The sequence below is a fragment of the Nocardia brasiliensis NBRC 14402 genome, assembly GCF_000308475.2.
Taxonomy (GTDB): Bacteria; Actinomycetota; Actinomycetes; order Mycobacteriales; family Mycobacteriaceae; genus Nocardia; species Nocardia brasiliensis.
This window is the reverse complement of record NZ_BAFT02000005.1, coordinates 1-17,206: the sequence shown is the minus strand read 5'-3', so window position 1 is coordinate 17,206 and position 17,206 is coordinate 1. Positions and strand designations below refer to the sequence as shown.

The 17,206-nt window shown below is 67.5% G+C and carries 17 protein-coding genes; 8 read left to right on the top strand and 9 right to left on the bottom strand.

What is annotated here, in order from left to right; all coding sequences use genetic code 11:
• Positions 1-192: 192 nt before the first annotated feature.
• Positions 193-2,445 carry a serine/threonine-protein kinase gene (locus tag TY25_RS01080; RefSeq protein ID WP_042253388.1) on the bottom strand — a complete coding sequence of 751 codons (2,253 nt, stop codon included), beginning with the start codon at positions 2,443-2,445 and terminating at the stop codon, positions 193-195.
• Between the two features lie 373 nt (positions 2,446-2,818).
• Between TY25_RS01080 and TY25_RS01075 the strand changes: the two genes are divergently transcribed.
• Positions 2,819-3,241 (top strand): YybH family protein, encoded by a 423-nt coding sequence (locus TY25_RS01075; protein ID WP_042253387.1) that lies wholly within the window; start codon positions 2,819-2,821, stop codon positions 3,239-3,241.
• 173 nt (positions 3,242-3,414) lie between these two features.
• Here TY25_RS01075 and TY25_RS01070 read toward each other — a convergent pair whose 3' ends face one another.
• A complete protein-coding gene (locus TY25_RS01070) occupies positions 3,415-4,149 on the bottom strand; it encodes a TioE family transcriptional regulator (RefSeq protein ID WP_042253386.1) in 735 nt (244 codons plus the stop codon).
• Positions 4,150-4,231: 82 nt separating this feature from the next.
• Here TY25_RS01070 and TY25_RS01065 point away from each other — a divergent pair, with 82 nt between their 5' ends.
• Positions 4,232-5,374: an erythromycin esterase family protein gene (locus tag TY25_RS01065; protein ID WP_042253385.1), complete on the top strand. Its 1,143-nt coding sequence runs from the start codon at positions 4,232-4,234 to the stop codon at positions 5,372-5,374.
• A 1-nt stretch (position 5,375) separates the two neighbouring features.
• Here TY25_RS01065 and TY25_RS01060 read toward each other — a convergent pair whose 3' ends face one another.
• Entirely contained in the window at positions 5,376-5,705 is a 330-nt protein-coding gene (locus TY25_RS01060; RefSeq protein ID WP_042253384.1) for a hypothetical protein, read from the bottom strand.
• 204 nt (positions 5,706-5,909) lie between these two features.
• Here TY25_RS01060 and TY25_RS01055 point away from each other — a divergent pair, with 204 nt between their 5' ends.
• The 3 genes from TY25_RS01055 to TY25_RS01045 all read left to right on the top strand — a co-directional run bounded on the left by TY25_RS01055 (position 5,910) and on the right by TY25_RS01045 (position 8,356).
• Positions 5,910-6,632 carry an esterase/lipase family protein gene (locus TY25_RS01055; protein WP_042253383.1) on the top strand — a complete coding sequence of 241 codons (723 nt, stop codon included), beginning with the start codon at positions 5,910-5,912 and terminating at the stop codon, positions 6,630-6,632.
• Between the two features lie 156 nt (positions 6,633-6,788).
• On the top strand, positions 6,789-7,868 hold the full coding sequence (locus tag TY25_RS01050) for an NAD(P)H-dependent amine dehydrogenase family protein (RefSeq protein ID WP_042253382.1): 1,080 nt from the start codon (positions 6,789-6,791) through the stop codon (positions 7,866-7,868).
• The gene (locus TY25_RS01045; RefSeq protein ID WP_042253381.1) at positions 7,865-8,356 is read left to right on the top strand and encodes a carboxymuconolactone decarboxylase family protein; all 492 of its coding nucleotides are present in this window, start codon (positions 7,865-7,867) and stop codon (positions 8,354-8,356) included. The genes TY25_RS01050 and TY25_RS01045 overlap by 4 nt, the downstream gene beginning before the upstream one ends.
• Here the strand turns inward: TY25_RS01045 and TY25_RS01040 are convergent, their stop codons facing one another.
• Both TY25_RS01040 and TY25_RS01035 read right to left on the bottom strand, forming a co-directional pair.
• A complete protein-coding gene (locus TY25_RS01040) occupies positions 8,357-9,055 on the bottom strand; it encodes a hypothetical protein (protein ID WP_146153941.1) in 699 nt (232 codons plus the stop codon). It lies immediately after the preceding gene.
• A gap of 31 nt (positions 9,056-9,086) precedes the next feature.
• Positions 9,087-10,640 carry an amino acid permease gene (locus TY25_RS01035; RefSeq protein ID WP_042253397.1) on the bottom strand — a complete coding sequence of 518 codons (1,554 nt, stop codon included), beginning with the start codon at positions 10,638-10,640 and terminating at the stop codon, positions 9,087-9,089.
• 158 nt (positions 10,641-10,798) lie between these two features.
• Here TY25_RS01035 and TY25_RS01030 point away from each other — a divergent pair, with 158 nt between their 5' ends.
• Positions 10,799-12,172 (top strand): FAD-dependent oxidoreductase, encoded by a 1,374-nt coding sequence (locus TY25_RS01030; protein ID WP_042253378.1) that lies wholly within the window; start codon positions 10,799-10,801, stop codon positions 12,170-12,172.
• 14 nt (positions 12,173-12,186) lie between these two features.
• Here the strand turns inward: TY25_RS01030 and TY25_RS01025 are convergent, their stop codons facing one another.
• Both TY25_RS01025 and TY25_RS01020 read right to left on the bottom strand, forming a co-directional pair.
• Complete coding sequence (locus TY25_RS01025) at positions 12,187-12,603, bottom strand: nitroreductase family deazaflavin-dependent oxidoreductase (RefSeq protein WP_041564363.1); 417 nt, start codon at positions 12,601-12,603, stop codon at positions 12,187-12,189.
• Between the two features lie 70 nt (positions 12,604-12,673).
• Positions 12,674-13,066: an ankyrin repeat domain-containing protein gene (locus TY25_RS01020; RefSeq protein ID WP_042253376.1), complete on the bottom strand. Its 393-nt coding sequence runs from the start codon at positions 13,064-13,066 to the stop codon at positions 12,674-12,676.
• A 130-nt stretch (positions 13,067-13,196) separates the two neighbouring features.
• Between TY25_RS01020 and TY25_RS01015 the strand changes: the two genes are divergently transcribed.
• Complete coding sequence (locus tag TY25_RS01015) at positions 13,197-14,474, top strand: glycosyltransferase 87 family protein (protein ID WP_042253375.1); 1,278 nt, start codon at positions 13,197-13,199, stop codon at positions 14,472-14,474.
• A 91-nt stretch (positions 14,475-14,565) separates the two neighbouring features.
• Positions 14,566-14,763, top strand: a complete 198-nt coding sequence (locus TY25_RS41360; RefSeq protein ID WP_014985927.1) for a con-10 family general stress protein — start codon at positions 14,566-14,568, stop codon at positions 14,761-14,763.
• Between the two features lie 151 nt (positions 14,764-14,914).
• On the opposite strand, the gene TY25_RS01005 is transcribed toward TY25_RS41360, so the two are convergent.
• A complete protein-coding gene (locus TY25_RS01005) occupies positions 14,915-15,523 on the bottom strand; it encodes a DUF4360 domain-containing protein (protein WP_029900993.1) in 609 nt (202 codons plus the stop codon).
• 201 nt (positions 15,524-15,724) lie between these two features.
• On the bottom strand, positions 15,725-16,840 hold the full coding sequence (gene srmL / locus TY25_RS01000; RefSeq protein WP_042253373.1) for a PheS-related mystery ligase SrmL: 1,116 nt from the start codon (positions 16,838-16,840) through the stop codon (positions 15,725-15,727).
• Positions 16,841-17,206: the final 366 nt, after the last annotated feature.

Below are 17,206 nucleotides of genomic sequence, written 5' to 3'. Positions count from 1 at the left end.
GAGGCCCCGGTGATCTCCGGACGACATCCGGCCGGGGACGAGAGCTGGGTGCGAGCGGGCGCGGGCGTTCAGCGGGAACGCGCAGGTGGACGCATGGCGGTCTCCTCGATCACGGTGCCTCCATGCGGTTCGCCGTCCACCCGGCGCCGGCACGCGACACGGGAACGATTTTGCCCGGCGACGTCCGGCATTTCAATCCCGGCGGGCGACGATGCGCTCCAGCGCCGCCAAGTCTTGCTCCAGCATGCGGAACAGCCAGTAGACGCCGATGAAGGCGAGTGCGCTGCCGACGCACAGCACGCGCAGCGGCACGATGACCGACGGAATGTCTTCGCCCGGAATGAAAGTCGCGCCCGCGACGCCGAGCAGCGGTACCGCGGCGGCGATCGCCAGGAAGTAGGTGCTGCGCCGGTCGAGCTGACGCAGGCGGCGGCCGTCCGCGCCGCCGAGCCCGCCGTGCGGCAGGAACATCGGGTACAGCGAGCGCACCGCGTAGAAGTTGACCATGAAATACGGGTAGGCCATGGCGATGGCGCCACAGACGATCTGCGTGAGGAAGAAGTGCACGTACGACTCGGCCGTGAGGTGATTTCCCGTGGCCTGCACCGACACCGGGACGACGACGCCCGCGATCACCCACAGCGCGAAACAGGTCAGCACATTGCGTTTGCCGAGCAGCAGGGTGTCCGAGCGCGCCCGGGCGAGCGTGCGCGCGTCGTAGTTCTGCCCGTGGCGCAAGCCACGCGAGATCCGCCACAGCCCGGCCAGCAGCACATTGGTGACGACGAAACCGATGAGAAAGCACAGGGCGTAGGTGGTCACTGCGATCTGGTCGAAGCGATGCTGCGCGGGCGCGTCCAGCTTGCCGATGATGAGCGTGCGGTTGTGGTGGTAGCTGTACCAGATGGCCAGCGCGTTCGGCACGGCGATGGCCAGCGCCATGATCGGGTGCATGAGCAGCCGGGCCCGCAGCCGCCAACTGCCGGGCGGCGGGTCGACGAGGTCGCGGGCCCGCGCGTCGAGACAGACCTCCAGCTGCTGGGCCATGTCCGCGCCGCTCGGCCAGCGTTTGTCCGGGTCGGGTTCGAGCGCGCGGACCAGGACCCGGCGCAGGGCGGCCGGGCAATCGGCGGGAAGATCCTGATACGGCAAGGCTTTCGGGCTGCCCGACCGCCGTTCGAGCATGCCGTCCAACGCCGTGCGATCGCCACCGGTCACCCCGTCGTCGTCGAAAGGCTTTCGGCCGGTGAGCAATTCCCAGAGCAGCACGGCCAGCGCGTAGAGATCGCTTCTGGTGTCGAGATCTTCGGCCGTGTCGGGCCGATCCGGATGGACGGCGGCGAGTTGCTCGGGCGACATGTAGGCGAGCGAGCCGCCGAAATAGGCGACCGGGCTGTCCCCGGAGACGTTGCCGCTGAAGCTGATGTTGAAATCGGCCAGCTTGGGCACGCCGTCGGCGGTGAGCAACACGTTCGCGGGTTTGATATCACGGTGCAGCACACCGGCTTTGCCCGCGTAGTCGAGCGCCTCGGCCAACCGGCGGCCCAGCCAGGCGATGGTCTCCGGCCAGGACAGGGCGGTCAGTTCCGCGCGCAACGGTGATTCACTCGGCCTGATCTCGCCCTTGCTTGCCAGCACCGCGTCGACCACCTCGACGAGCAGCGCCCCGGTGCGCTGGTCGGGCGGTGTCGCCCGCACCCGTTCGAGCACGGTGAACAGGGTGCCGCCCGGCACGTACTGCATGTACAACAGGCGCAGTTTGCGGCTCTGCAATACCCGCTGGTCGAACACGCGCACGATGTAGTCGTGGTCCAGCTGCGCCAAAGTCTGTGGCTCGGTGCCTTTGTCGCGGGAGATCTTCACCGCGACCAGTCGCTGCATCGACCGCTGCCGGGCCAGGAAGACCCGCGCGAACGCGCCTCGGCCGAGTCCCGTCATCAGGTCGAAGTCGTCGATCTGCTGCCCGGCCGCCAAGTCGTCCAGTCGCACCGGCTCGGCCGCCGACATCAGCGTGCTGTGATAGTCGTCGGTCGCCAGCATTTCCGAAAGCTGCTCGGCCTGTTCGGGATACGCCGCGGTGTACTCGGTCACCTGGACCGAGGTGCCCGCGCGGCGCCGGACGTGGAACTCCTCGTAGATGAGGTCCGGCGGCAGCGGCCAGGTGCGCAACTCGGGCAGCTCGTCGACGTATTCCGCGAGCCGTTTCGGCGCGGTGCCCCGGCCCCAGCGCTGGGCGAGATCGACCTTGATCAATTCGATCAGCGACACCCGCCGGATGGCGGGCGAGTCGGGCAGATACGCCCGCAGGTCCGGCGGCTCCTCGCTGTCGCGCCAGGCGTCGGCGAAGCGCTCCACCACCGCGGCCACCCCGGTGCCGCGCGAGTGTGCGGGCGGACGGTCCGATGCGACCGTCGCCCCCGAAACCGGCGGGGCGGGGTGCGCCATCTGCGCATGGTATCCCCGCCCCCACCCGAAAACCGGACGTTTGCCCGCAAAACCTCAGCGAAACAGTCCGCCCCTCCTCAGGACCCGCCCAGCCGTAGCCGACCGTGCCGGACCCGGTTGACACGACCGCGCCGGTGTCCCCGGTCGGTTTCGGGCGCATCGAGCGCGCAGTGAGCCCGGCAAACGACCGACAAACTATCCGGAATGTCGTAGTCTCTGCGATATATCGGCAGTTCCAGTGTGTGTGGTCGAGGCGAGACCATCATCACGCGCCGGTCAGCAGCGTCTCGGCTAACATTCAGACTGAGTGAAATTTCAACTATCGGCCCCTCGCCGTTTGATCGAAACGACCCCAGCGCGGAAGGAGATCCCGATGGGCAAGCAGCAGTCCACAGCGCAGGTTCCACCGCTTCCGGATCGAGCCGAGGATTTCCCGCAGGTGTTCCTCGACCGCTACAACAGCGGCGACATCGAGGCATGCATGGAACTGTACGAGGACGACGCGATATTCATGCCCGCGCCCGGGAATCCGGTGCGGGGTGCGGGGATTCGCAGGGCGATGGAGGAATTCCTTGCCCTCGGCGTGCCCATGGCACAGCGCCGGATCCGGCACATCTACAGCGCCGACGACACCGCGGTGCTGATCTACGACTGGTATCTCGACGGCGTCGGATCGAACGGCAAGCCGGTGAAAATCGAGGGCACCTCCACCGATATCGTGCGCCGTGGCGCGGACGGTCGTTACCGCTACATCATCGACAACCCCTTCGGCATCGCACCGACTGCACAGGAATGACGCGGCAGCCACAGACACGGCTGTCCGCTCACGGCCAGGCTGGACAAAAACCGCCGGTGGTCGACTGATACCGGACCTGTTTCCGCTATCCGTTTCCCCGCTGCTCAAGCCGCTTGCAGTGGCGCGGGGCGCGGTTGCTCGCCTTCGGTGCGATATGCGGTCATCCCGGAGCGCTAGACCGGGAGTTGTTCTGGCGCAGCGTGTTCGAGTAAGTGACGGTAGTGGCTGAGTTGGGCGGCGGCGTCGAGCATGGCCAGGCCCTGGGTGGTGAGTTTGTGTTGCCAGTCGTCGAGGGCGTCGGCCAGAGCGGTGGTGCCGCCGGCCGTCCGGACCTGTTGCAGCACCGTGGCGATGTGCTGCAGTGGATAACCGCCGCGTCGGAGCAGGTGGGCGAGTTCGGCGTCCCGGGTGTCGCTCGCGTGGTAGCGGCGGTAGCCGGTGGCTCGGTCGCGGGCCGGGACGAGGATCCCGGCAGCTTCCCACTTGCGCAACGTCGCCGGGGTGACCCGGATGCGGTGCGCCAGTTCGCCGATGGTGCGGGACGCACGGTCGTCGGGCATCGTCGAGCCGGTGGGTGCCGCGGTCAGGTGTGCGACGGATTTCCTTACCGTGTCGAGGGTTTCCCGGTCGCGGAGCAACTGGCTGTGGCCCCGATCGATGGTGCGCAGGACCTTGTCCAGGTCGCCGTCGTGCAGTGCGCGCATGATCTGCCCGCCGAGCGCGTGCCCGTAGGCGGGGAGCAGGGCGAGGTAGGCGCGCAGCGCGGCGGCGTGCACCTCGGTGTAGATCCGGTAGCCGCTGGGGCTGCGCGCCGCGGGCGGGAGGAACCCGTCCTGCTCGTAGTTGCGGATCGCCTGGGTGGACAGTCCGTGTTCGCGAGCGAGGTCGGCGGGACGCAAGGTTCTCATCGTCTTTGAGACTTTACCGTTCGATCTATCGGCTGATAGCGCCGAAGCCTCAACCGGTGTTTCAAAGATACGATTGATCCACATGACGCAGGAAATTCGTGACTTCGTACCACCCGCGTGTGAACTGCTCGGCCTGGGTGAGCCGACCCATCAGGAACCGGCTTTCGCGCTGATCCGCAACGAACTGTTCGCGCAACTGGTCGAGCTGGGTTTCCGCTCGATCGTGCTGGAAACCGATCGGGTGGCCGCCTTCGCGGTCGACGATTTCGTGCGAGCGGGCAGCGGCACCCTCGATAGCGCGCTGGATCAAGGCTTCTCGCACGGCTTCGGTGCGCTGGACGCCAACCGGAAGTTGGTCGGGTGGTTGCGCGACTACAACCGGGACCGTCCGCCCGCGCAACAGCTCTCGTTCCACGGTTTCGACACACCGAGCGAGAACTACAGTGCGCCGAGCCCGCGCCGCTATCTCGAGTACGCCCGGGACTACCTGCGGCTCGATCTGGATTTCAGCGATCTGCTCGGCCCGGACGAACGCTGGAGCCGCTCGGCGGCGGTACTCGACCCCGCCGAGTCGCCCGGTGCCACCGCGGCGGCCGATCGCCTGCGGTTGCTCGCCGACGATATGGCACTCGCCCTGCGTAAACGTGCGTCGGACCTGATCGCGGCGTCCTCGCGCGCCGAATGGCGCAGGGCCGCAGCATATCTCGACGCCGGTATCGGCCTGCTCCGCTATCACCGTGCCGCCGCGCGGCGGTTGGCCACGGACGAGCGGATCACCCTGCTGCTCGCCACCCGGGACGCGCTCATGGCCCAGAACCTGTTGGAGATCCGCGATATCGAGGCGCGCCGGGGTCCGACGCTCGTCTTCGCGCACAACCTGCACCTGCGGCAGCATCAAGTGCGCGCGTCCGCGCGGGCGGAGTTGCCGGGCTATGCGTGCGCCGGTGCGATCGTCGGGTCCTTGCTCGAGGACGAGCAGTACGCCTGCATCATCGGCAGTCTGGGCAGCAGCGCGGTGCTCGGTCTCGCGGAACCGGCACCGGACACCCACGAGAGCTTTTTGCAGAGCCGTACTTCCAGCTGGGGGCTGCTATCTGCGACCACACCCGAGGCGGCGCGTAGCCGGTCCGATCCCGAGCCGCGGCAGGGCTACTTTCCGCTCGACCATCTCATCGTCGAGCAGGCGGCGGCCCTCTTGCACGTGCACACCGGCGTCGCGAGCTGATTCACGCGCCGGTGTCGTACTGCGGGATAGCCCAGCGGGCGTAGGTGTGTTCGGGCCGCGCGGTGATGATGTCGCAGCTGTTGACCAGCGGCTCGGCCGTACCTTCGAGGTGGTCGAGCGTGGGAGTGATGAGTGCTTCGAGCCCGTGCGCGTCGACCATGGAGATCAGCCGGCCGATCGGGTCTTCGGTGGTGGCGTCGTATTCCACGGTGGTGAGCAGGTGGTAGCCGAGACGTTTGGCCAGGTTACGGATCTGGGACGCGTCCCATGTCCGTTGCGCACCCGACACGTCGCGGCGCAGATAGCCGAGTGCAGTTGGTTCGGACCCCATGGCCAGCCCTCTCGCTTTGGCGGAATTATTTGGCGGCAAGGCCTACGCTACCTGGGCCTGGGGCGGCATTCCCAGAGTTTCGCGGGGGTGTCCGAGTCGAAAAGGCAGTATCGCGCCATTGGAACTCGGGGCGGGTGTGCGACTGGAACCTCGACGTAGGGTGCAGGCGAAAGTCCTGGGCTTTTCCGACCGAAGGGAGTGCGCATGCTGGTCCGGGTGACCCGGTGGGCCGTGGTGTTGTGTTGCGTGGCAATGGGGTTCGGCGTGGTTCCGGCCGGCGCCGTGCCGGCGCCCGCGCGTCCGGTGCTCGTGCTCGGCGGTTTCGCCGCCGACGCGGGCAAGATCGAGACGTTGCGGGCCTGGCTCGGAGCGCGCGGCTATGCCGCGTACTCGATGCTGCTCCTGGGTGATCCGACGGGGACCGCCGCGATCACGGATTCCGCGCAGGCGGTCGCGGACCGGGTCGCCGCGATCCGGCGCGAGACCGGTGCCGCTCGAGTCGACCTGGTCGGGCACTCGATGGGCGGGCTCGCGCAACGTCATTTCGTCAAGTTCCTCGACGGGCGGGCGCAGGTCGGCACCTACGTCGACTACGGCACCTCGGAGTACGGCACGTATCTCGGCGTCGCCTGTGCGTGGGCCGCGGGATGCCGCGATCTGGTGCCCGGCTCGGAATTCCTCACCCGGCTCAACACCGAACCGGCGCTGCCGCCGGGCCTGCCCGCCTATCACCTGTTCAGCACCGATGCGGGGGAGGAACGCGAGCCGCTGCCCGGCGCGGTCAACGTCAGTGTGCAGGCGTTCTGTCCGGGCCGCGCGGTGTCGCACGCGGACGAGCCGATCGATCTGGCGATGCAGCAGTTGATCGATGCGGCGTTGCGGGGCGGACCACTCGGCACCGACTGCCCGCCGCAGCCCGCAGCGTAAGCACAGTTATCTGTAACCGTCGGTTACAGATAACTCCGGGATGCTTCGAAAAGGGGGTTGGAGCGCGGAAACGTCACGCTTGCTCCGAAGATGACGTCAGCCTACCAGGTTCGCGATATCGACGTGAACCGACCAAGCGCTTGCTACGCTCGCCGCATGATCTCCACGGCGGTGTGGGGCACCGGCAATGTCGGCCGAGCGGCCATTCGGGCCGTCGAGGCGCATCCGGCGCTGGAACTCACGAGTGTGCTCGTCCACAATCCGGACAAAGTCGGGCGCGACGCGGGGGAGTTGAGCGGGCTCGACTACTCGCTCGGTGTCGCCGCCACCGATGACGTGGACGCGGTGCTGGCCGCGAGTCCGCGCGCGATCGTGTACGCGGCCTCCGGCGATATCCGGCCCGATGCGGCGCTCGCCGATATCGTCCGCGCGCTGCGCGCGGGCGCGGTCGTCGTCACCCCGGCGCTGTACGCGCTCTACGACCCGCGCAACGCACCGGCCGAGATCCGCGAGCCGGTGCTGGCGGCGATCGCGGAAGGCGGCGGTGCGCTGTTCGTGTCCGGTGTCGATCCGGGCTGGGGCAACGATGTGCTGCCGCTGCTGATCAGCGGGCTCGGCAGCACGGTCGAGGTGATCCGATGCCAGGAGATCTTCGACTACTCCACCTACGACCAGCCCGATTCGGTCCGCTACCTGGTCGGTATGGGCCAGCCGATGGACTATCAGCCGCCGATGCTCGCGCCGAGCGTGCCGACCATGGTGTGGGGCGGGCAGATTCGTTTGATGGCCCGGGCGCTGGGTGTCGAGTTGGACGAGATCCGCGAGACCCTGGATCGCCGCGCGCTGGACGCCACGATCAGCACCCGGTCGATGGGCGAGTTCGCGGCGGGCACGCAGGGCGCGGTGCGGTTCGAGGTGCAGGGCATCGTCGACGGCGCGCCCCGCATCGTGGTCGAGCACGTCACCCGTATCCATCCGTCCTGCGCGCCGGACTGGCCCGCCCCGGCCGACGGTGACGGCGCGCACCGGGTCATCATCGAGGGGCAGCCGCGCATCGAGGTCACCGTCGAGGCGAGCGACGAGAACGGCAACCGCTCGGCGGGCGGAAACGCCACGGCGGTAGGGCGTTTGGTGAGCGCGATCGATTGGCTCGTCGAAGCGGGCCCAGGACTCTACGACGCACTCGATATCCCGCTGCGTCCCGCGGTCGGCAAACTCGGAAGGAAATACCCATGATCGTCGATATCCCCGAGGGCAAGGACCCGATCGGTTACGTCTGGGGCGAAATGGTGCCCGGGATCGGTGTCGCCGCATCGCAATTCTCGCTGGCGGTGTATTCGCACAGCACCCTCGGGCTGCGCGAATTCGAGGCCGCGCGCCTGCGGATCGCCCAGCTCAACGGCTGCCTGTTCTGCCAGGACTGGCGCACCGAGCGGGACGGCAAAAAGGTGGAACCCGAGTTCGCCGACGCCGTCACCGAGTGGCGTACCACCGAGGCGTTCGACGAACGCACCAGGCTCGCCGCCGAATACGCCGAGCGCTACGCCCTGGACCACCACAGCATCGACGACGAATTCTGGACGCGGATGTTCGCCGAATACAGCCAGGCCGAGGTGGTGGAACTCAGCATGAGCATCGGGTCCTGGCTGGCCTTCGGTCGGCTCAACCGGGTGCTCGGCCTGGACACCGCCTGCGTGCTCCCGAGTCACGCGACCACCCAGTAGTCAGCGCCGCTTCGGCACCCACGCGGGTTGGCCCTCGACCAGCCCGGTCTCGAACAGTTCGGGCGCGTCCAGCACAGCGCGCAGCCGCTGGTGTGCCTGCTCGGTGGTGAGGGTGTTGGGGTAGCGGATGTATTGGAGCGCGGCGGTCGTGCGCACTTGGAATCGGTGGCGGAATTCGTGATCGTCCGCGTAACTCAGCGCGATCCGGCCGCACCATTCGATATCGTGCGCGCCGTCCGCGCGGCGGGTGAACAGCACCTCCTGATCGGCCACCGAATCGTGGCCGAGCAGGTAGATGTTGAAGGCCAGATACTCGAGTTCGTCGATTTCCCGTAACGGTAACGGGTCGGCGGTGAGCCGTTGCGGCGCAGCGGCTTTCAACTGGAAAAGTTTGCCCGGCGTCGCCGCGAGAAAGCCGGTGCCGTCGTCCTCGCCCCAATAGGTGGACGACAGGGTGCACCGGTGGTAGTTCGCCCACACCACCGGCGAGGACCAGTCCGGCGCGCCCGCGGGGTGCTCGGGCAGCCCCTCGGCCGCGTAATCCGCCGACCGGAGATGAAAGTCGAACCACAGATTACCGGCGCGATCGAGCCGCCCGGTCCACGCGAATTCCTCGACGGCATGCCCGGCGGGCCACGGGTTGCCCGGAAACACGATCCGACCGTTCGCAGCCCCGCACTCCAGGTCGATCCTTTCCATGCCGACGAACATAGCGACCGGCACCGACAAATTACGCGTTGACGGGTGCCTCGTCGTCGGGGGCCTGCTCGACGGTGCGTTTCGGGCCGGTGAACCAGGTGCGCGCCGAAACGAACCACCAGATTCCGATCGCGCCGACCACGCCGGCCAACGCGATCGGCGCGTAATTGACGGTATTCCAGGTGAACTCGCTGTTCCAGGGATAGCCTCGATCGTCCATCGGCAGGATGAACAGCAAACTGATCGCGACGATCCACAGCAGCGCGACGATGCCGACCGGCCGATACCAGCGGCCCAATTGCCATGGGCCGGTGCGGAATCTGGCGCCGTTCAGTTGGCGCAACAGGATCGGAATGCCGTACGCGATGTACAGGCCGATGGTCGCGACCGAGGTGGCGGCCGCGTAGGCGGTCGGCGCGTTCTCGGCCGGTACCAGCATCGAGGGGATCAGCAGTACGAAAGCGAACGTGGAAATGAAGAGCACCGCGTTCACCGGCACCTTGCGCGCCGAAAGTTTCGACCACAGCGCCGAACCCGGCACCGCCCCGTCGCGGGCGAACGCGAACAGCATCCGCGAGGCCGAGGTGACCGAGGCGTAGCCGCAGAACAGCTGTGCGATCGCCGCGATGATCAGCAGCAACCCGGACCAGAAGGAGTTCAGCGAATTCTCCAGGATGTAGATCACCGGGTAGCCGCTGTTCTTCGCCGGGTCCAGCGCGTCGTCCAGATTCGGGATCGCGAACGTCACCGCCATGATCAGCAGATAGCCCGCGATCGCCGACACCACGATGGTGTTGATGATGCCCTTCGCCGCCATCCGGGACGCGTCGTGGGTTTCCTCGGACATGTGCGCGGACGCGTCGTATCCGGTGAAGGTGTACTGGGCGTGCAGCAGGCCGAGCAGGAAACTGAACGCCACGCCGCCGAAGCCGACCGCGCTGTTGTCCACCGTTTCGGTGAACACGAAGCCGACGCTCTGGTGCTGTTCCGCGCCGAACGCGAGCACCAGGACGAATATCGCGACGCCGCCGACGTGCCACCACGCGGAAATATTGTTGATCACCGCGGACAGATGCGGACCGATCGCGTTGAGTATCGCGTGCAACACCAGAATGACGACGAAGACCAGGAAGATCGCGGTACGGTCGGTGCCGATATCGATGCCGATCACATTGAGCACGACCGTCGTGAAGATCGCCGCGCCGTAGTCGATCGCCGCGGTCACCGCGATCTGGCCGATCAAATTGAACCAGCCGGTGAACCAGCCCCACACCGGCCCGCCGAGCTGCGATGCCCACCAGTACAGGCCGCCGGAGGTGGGATAGGCCGAGGCCAGTTCCGCCATCGCCATGCCCACGAACAGCACCATGATCGAGACCAGCGGCCAGCCCCACGCCATGGTGATCGGCCCGCCGTTGGCCAAACCTATTCCGTAACTGGCCAATCCACCGGTCAGGATGGAGACGATGGTGAAGCTGATGGCGAAGTTCGAGAATCCGGACCAGGATCGCGCCAATTCCTGTTTGTAGCCGAGCTCGGCGAGCCGGCGTTCATCATCGGAAGGTGGTGGCGTGCTATCGCTCATGTACTGCTCCAGGGTGTAAACGCTGCCCTCACACAGCGTTTGCCAGAAGATCAGTGTGAAGTAATCGATGGTCAACCGCACGGCAACCAGGAATTCCGCGGCAAATCGCGCCGACCCCCGCCGCCTGCCGGGCGGTTCGCCGCCGTAGCGTGGGCGGTATGACGGAGCGACTGGTGGTCATCGGTGGTGACGCGGCGGGCATGTCGGCGGCTTCGCAGGCCCGCAGGCTGCGTTCGGCGGGCGAACTGGAGATCGTCGTCTTCGAGCGCGGCCGGTTCACCTCGTTCTCCGCGTGCGGCATCCCGTACTGGGTGGGCGGCGACGTGCTCGACCGCGACGCCCTGATCGCCCGCACGCCCGAAGAGCATCGAACCCGCGGCATCGACCTGCGGCTGCGCACCGAGGTGATCGAGCTCGATCTCGAGGGCCGCCGGGTGCGCGCCCGGGCGCTCGACTCGGACGACGAATCCTGGACGGACTACGACAAACTGGTGCTCGCCACCGGCGCCCGCCCGATCCGGCCGCCGTTGCCCGGCATCGACGCCGCCGGGGTGCACGGTGTGCAGACGCTCGACGACGGACAGGCGCTGATCGATACGCTCGAGACCACGACGGGCAAACGCGCGGTGGTGGTCGGCGCGGGCTATATCGGCGTCGAGATGGCCGAGGCGCTGATTCAGCGCGGCTACGACGTGACGATGCTGCATCGCGGCCCCGAGCCGATGGCGACCATGGATCCGGACATGGGCGCGCTGGTCCGGGAAGCCATGTGCGGCATGGGGATCACGGTGGTCAGTAAGGCCGACGTGACCGAGGTACTGACCGACGAGCACGGGCGCGCCCGCGCGGTGGTGGCCGACGGCGCGGAATACCCGGCGGATGTGGTGGTGCTCGGCATCGGGGTGCGCCCCGACACGGGGCTGGCGCGTGCCGCCGGTTTACCGCTCGGTGAGCACGGCGGGCTGCTGACCGATCTGGCCATGCGGGTGCGCGGTCACGAAAACGTCTGGGCGGGCGGCGATTGCGTCGAGGTGCTCGACCTGGTGTCGGGCCGGGAACGGCATATCGCCCTGGGCACGCACGCCAACAAACACGGTCAGATCATCGGCGCGGGCGTCGGCGGGGGCTACGCGACGTTCCCCGGAGTCGTCGGCACCGCGGTGAGCAAGGTCTGCGACCTCGAGGTGGCCCGAACAGGGTTACGCGAGAAGGACGCTCAGGCCGCTGGACTGCAATACGTCACGGTCACCATCGAATCCACCAGCCGCGCAGGCTATTACCCCGACGCCGCGGCGATGACGGTGAAGATGCTCGCCGAACGGCACACGGGCCGGCTGCTCGGCGTGCAGATCGTCGGCCGGGAAGGTGCGGGCAAGCGCGTCGACATCGCCGCCGTCGCGCTCACCGCCCGGATGACCGTCGAGCAGATGACCGCGCTCGACCTCGGTTACGCGCCGCCGTTCTCCCCGGTCTGGGATCCGGTGCTGGTGGCGGCGCGTAAGGCCGTCGCCGCGGTGCGTGCCCGCGGCTAGCCAGGACCCAGCGCTCAGGCCTGCTTGCGATACACCGCGAACACCGGGATGCGCCGCGACGTCTTCTCCTGGTACTCCCCGAAGCCCGGCATGATCTCGACCATCCTGGCGTACAGCGCGTCGCGTTCGGCCCCGGTGACCTCCTCGGCCTTCGCCTCGTAGCGCTCGGTGCCGATCTCCACGGTCAGCTCGGGGTTCGCGCGCAGATTGAAATACCACGCCGGGTGCTTGTCCGCGCCGCCGTTGGACGCGATGAGCACCACCCGCTCGCCGTCGGGCAGGAAGACCAGCGGGCTGGTGATCTGCCGGCCGGACTTCGCGCCGGTCGTGGTGATCAAGACCATGTGCGCGCCCTCGAACATGCCCCCGACCTTGCCCGCGTTCGCGCGGAACTCCTCGATGACCTGTTCGTTGAAGCTGTTCTGTGCCACGTCGTTCGCCTCCGGTTCGTCGGTTCCGTCCTGACAACACCGGCCGAGCACCGCGAAATTCCGGGGCCGCTCAGTAGTCGCGGAACAACTCGATCAGGTCGGTCTTGCCGAACAGCACGGCGGCGTCGCGCGCCGACGGAGTGCCCGCGTCGGGGTCGGCGCCGGATTCGAGCAGCAGCCGCACGATCTCCGTCTCCCCTTTGAACACCGCGCCCGCCAACGGGGTCTGCCCCTTGTCGTTGGCGCGCGTCGGATCGGCGTCGCGGTCGAGCAGCGCCGCGACGGCCGCGCGGTGCCCGTGGTAGGTGGCGAGCATGAGCAGCGTGTCGCCCGCTTCGTTGGTGAGGTCCGCGGGTACTCCCGCATCTATGTATGTCGCCAGCGCCGTCGCGTCGCCCTGCCGGGCGAAATCGAACACCTTGGTCGCGAGCTCGATGAGTTCCGGATCCATGTCAGCGCCCATGGGCTCATTACTACCACCGCCCGCGCGGTTCCCGGTCGCGCGCGCTGCGACGCCGAGTCCGGTCGAATACTCGTGGGTAGCCCCTCCCACCTGGTGTGCCGCGCCGCACGGGTCGGTATAGTCGCCGCGGATGAGTAGTGTCACCACCCGCGTTGAGCCGGAAGCACAGCACCGTCGACTCGGGGTCGTGGTGTGGCTGGCACCGGCCCTCGTCATCGGGTTCTCCGCGTTCTGTCTGCTGCTGCCGGTGTGGCCGTTCCACGAGATCACCGGCGGGTTCATCGACCTGCAGGTCTACCGGTTGGGCGTGGACGCGCTACGGCACGGCAAGGACATGTACGGCCAGCTGCCGCAGACCACGATCGGGGCGGGACTGCCGTTCATCTATCCGCCGTTCGCCGCACTAGCGCTGAGCCCGTTCGCGCTGCTGCCCTGGCACGCGGCTGCGTTCACCTTCTTCGTGTCCTCGGTGGCCGCGCTGGCGCTGACGCTGTACCTGGTCGCGCGCCGGATCTGGCCCGCGGCAGGCCAGCGCAAGCTCGCGCTGTTCGCGACGCTGTGCGCCACACCGTTGGGCCTGCTGCTGGAACCGGTGCACGCGACCCTGGACTTCGGTCAGGTGAACCTGCTGCTCATGGCGCTGGTCGCGGCCGACTGCCTGGCCCACAAGCCGCGCTGGCCGCGCGGCATGCTGATCGGCATCGCGGCCGCGATCAAGCTGACCCCGGCCGCGTTCGTGCTCTACTTCCTGGTGCGCCGGGACTACAAGTCGGCGGCCACGGCGGCGATCACCGGCGCCGCGGCGACGGGCCTCGGGTTCGTGGTGTTGCCGCACGACTCGGCCAAGTACTGGTTCGGCGGGCTGGGCAATGTGTCCGGCTTGAGCGGTTCGGCCTTCCACACCAATCAGTCGATCCAGGCGGTACTGGCCCGGCTGCAGGTGCCCGAGCCCGCGTTCACCGTTCTGTGGCTGGTGCTGGGCGCCGCGCTGCTGGTGCTCGTGGTCGCGGCGATGCGGCGCGCGGTCGATTTCCCGCCGCTGGCGCTCGGCCTCAACGCGGTGTTCACGCTGCTGCTGTCGCCGATCTCATGGTCGCACCACTGGGTGTGGATCGCCCCGGCGCTGTTCGGTGCCGTCGGCTACGCCGCCACCAGGTTGCCGCGGCGCCAGGCCATCGGCTGGTGGGTGACGATCGCGATCATCACCGCGATCTTCGTGTACGGACCGCAGAACTGGCTGCCCGACGGCGAACATCGCGAAACTCAGTGGACCGCTTGGCAACACGTCGTGGGCAACACCTATGTGTGGTTCAGCGTGCTGCTCGTCGCGTTGTATTTCGTCTCCGGCCGCAGGGCCGTGACCAGGGCGGAACCCGCCCCGGTGCTGGTGGCCCAGCAGCAGACCTGAGCCGGTCGTGTTTGCTCGCCGGAACCTCGGGTAGCGCCTGAAGGACGGCCCCGGCCGTCCGTAAGAACACCCGAGGCAAGGAGAGATACGCATGGCCGACGCCCCACGCGGCTTTGCCGCCATGGACGCAGCGCAGCAGCGCAAGATCGCCAGCCTGGGCGGGAAGGCGAGCAGCGGCAGCTTCGACAACGACCCCAAACGGGCCAGCGAGGCGGGCAAGAAGGGCGCCGCGGCCCAACCGACCGCGGCCAAACGTCTCGGCGGCTCGCACAGCCACCGCAACCGGTAACCCGGGCGACCGAAGGATGGGGCGAGGCCGTAGCCTCGCCCCATCCGGCTGTCCGGTCGGCGCAAGGGCGACGCCGCTGGTTCGGCGCGGACTGCCGACATGGCGGGAATCCCGTTGTCACCAACGGGATTCCAGCGTCAGGCAGTAGTGATCAGGGCTTGGGGCACACCTTCCACGCGAAGTGGTAGGTGGTGTTGATGGCACCGTCGGTCGAGTCCATCGTGATGAAACTGGTCTTCTTCGGATCGGAAGTGCCCGCGTCCACCCGCAATTGGGTGTTGATATTGAAGTTCCGGGTTTCGCCACACGGCAGATAGACGATCGCGCCTACCTCGGTGGTGTCGGTCTTTTGCCAGTCATCGGCGAACGGACCTTTGAATGTGTGATCGACGAAGTCGGTCGGTGAATTTCCCTGGAAATAGTAACGGGCCCGTTCCAGTGCCGTCGCACCCTTTTGCAAACTCGCGAAACCGCGATAGTCCGCCTGCGCGATTCCGTAGGTGAAGCCCTGCGGGACGTGCACCTTCAGGTTGAGCTGGCAATTCTTGCGGAAGTCGGTGGGACTCGCCTCCGGACCGACCTGGGCGGTGTACGCGCTGTAGGTCACCGTGAAGGCAGTATTGTCGGGTGAAACCGCCACTGCCGCTGTGTCCTTGGGGCAACCGGTGCCGTTGACGGTCACCACGTCGATGACGATCTTGTCCGGTGGGGCGCCCGGCCAGTCGGACCCGGGCTGCCCAGAAACGGGGGAACCGGACATCGGCAAAGCGAACGCAAATAGGGCGGCGCCGACGGCGGCTAATTTCTTGTACATTGGAATTCCTCGGAATGTTCCGGTTGCGGGACAAACCTCACTTTAAGTCGGTGCCGCCTGCCCGATCCTCCCCAGTGAAGTGGGGAGGATACGGAATGGTTTGCGTCCGTACGGGATCGGCGATCGGGGTGGACGGTTCTTTATTGTTCAAGCGAGTTCTAGGTGCGGTCCGATATGAATCGCTCGATAGACCTCGTTACGGATCGCGTTCGCCTGCTCGTCGGTGAGCGTGCGGGTGAGCGGCCGCAGGGTGAGTCGTACGACGGCATTGGCCTGCCCGGGCCGGATGCCGAGGCGCTCGCGCGCCGAGTCGGGCAGCCGGGCCCACGGGGTGCGCGCTGTGACGAGCACCGACTCGATGTCGTCGAGCCTGTCGCGCAACACTTTTCGCACCGTATCGCCCAGTGTCTCGTCGTCGGTGTGGTCCGCGATCACCACCGACAGATCGCGCCGGATCGGTGGCAGCATCGAGACCGGGCGCCACGGTGCCAGGTCTCGCAGCTGCTCGGCGATCCGCGGGTCGGCCGAGCGCAGATAACGGATATCGGGAATTCCCTTGCGCAGCATCAATGCTCGGTCCAAGCCGAGCCCGAGTGCGGTACCGGACCAGTGCCCCGGGTCGAGTCCGGCGCCGGCCAGGATGTGCTCGGCGATGAGCCCGCATTCGGCGAGTTCGAGCCATTCGTCCGCGAGCCGGACGTCGACCTGGCGGCCGAGCGCGGTGTACGGGTGCACGGCGGGGGTGGTGCGCCACACCGCGCCGGGCAGCACCGCGGTCACCAGCCTGGCGATCATCTGCTGCAGGTCGGCTTCGCCGGTGTCCGGGTGGGATCGCAGACGCCACAGATCCACCTGGTGTGGTTCGCCCACATGGCTGCGATCCACCACGTCACGACGGTAGGCGAGACCGGGCACTACGATCAATTCGTCTGTCTCGGTGCGTATTTCGGCATAGCTGCGCAGGGCGGCGGGGATATCGGCGGTAGTGTGGCTGCGCAGCATGGCGGTCGGGCTCAGGTATCGGGTGTAGCGCGCGTCGCGGGTGACATCGGCCGGGTCGTAGCCGAGCTTGTCGTAGTTGTCGGCGACCGCGACGATCGGCGAATTGCGCACGATGCGCACGCTCGGCCCGGCGGGCGTGGTGAGCGCCGCGACGAGTTCGTCGAGCAGTTGCTGCATGGCGTGCGGGCCCTGGGCGGGGTCGCTGAGGTCGCGCACCGTCAGCGCGCGCGACAGATCCGGGGTGCTGAGATAGGTAGGCATCGGTAATTCCTTGGTAGCCGGTCGGTTTCGGTACAACCCCCGAACCGGCGACGGCCACAGGAACTACGTGCGGCTACGCACGCGGCTGTCCCCGCAGCCGACTGTCGGCCCGGGGCAAGGAAATCGCCTGCCTGCGTTCATGCGTCGAGGGTAGACGATCCACCGGCGCAGTGGCCAGCGGATTCGTCGCGCACGGCGTTGGAGCGCGCGTCAGGACGGGGCGGGGGAGTCGCCGGACAGGCGCTGGGCGACGTCGGGCAGGCGCATGACCATGGCGATGGCGAAATCGGCGATCAGGTCGATCAAACCGTCGCGGTCGACGTCGAGGCCGCCGTCGAGCCACACCAGCACCAGCTCGGCGCGCCG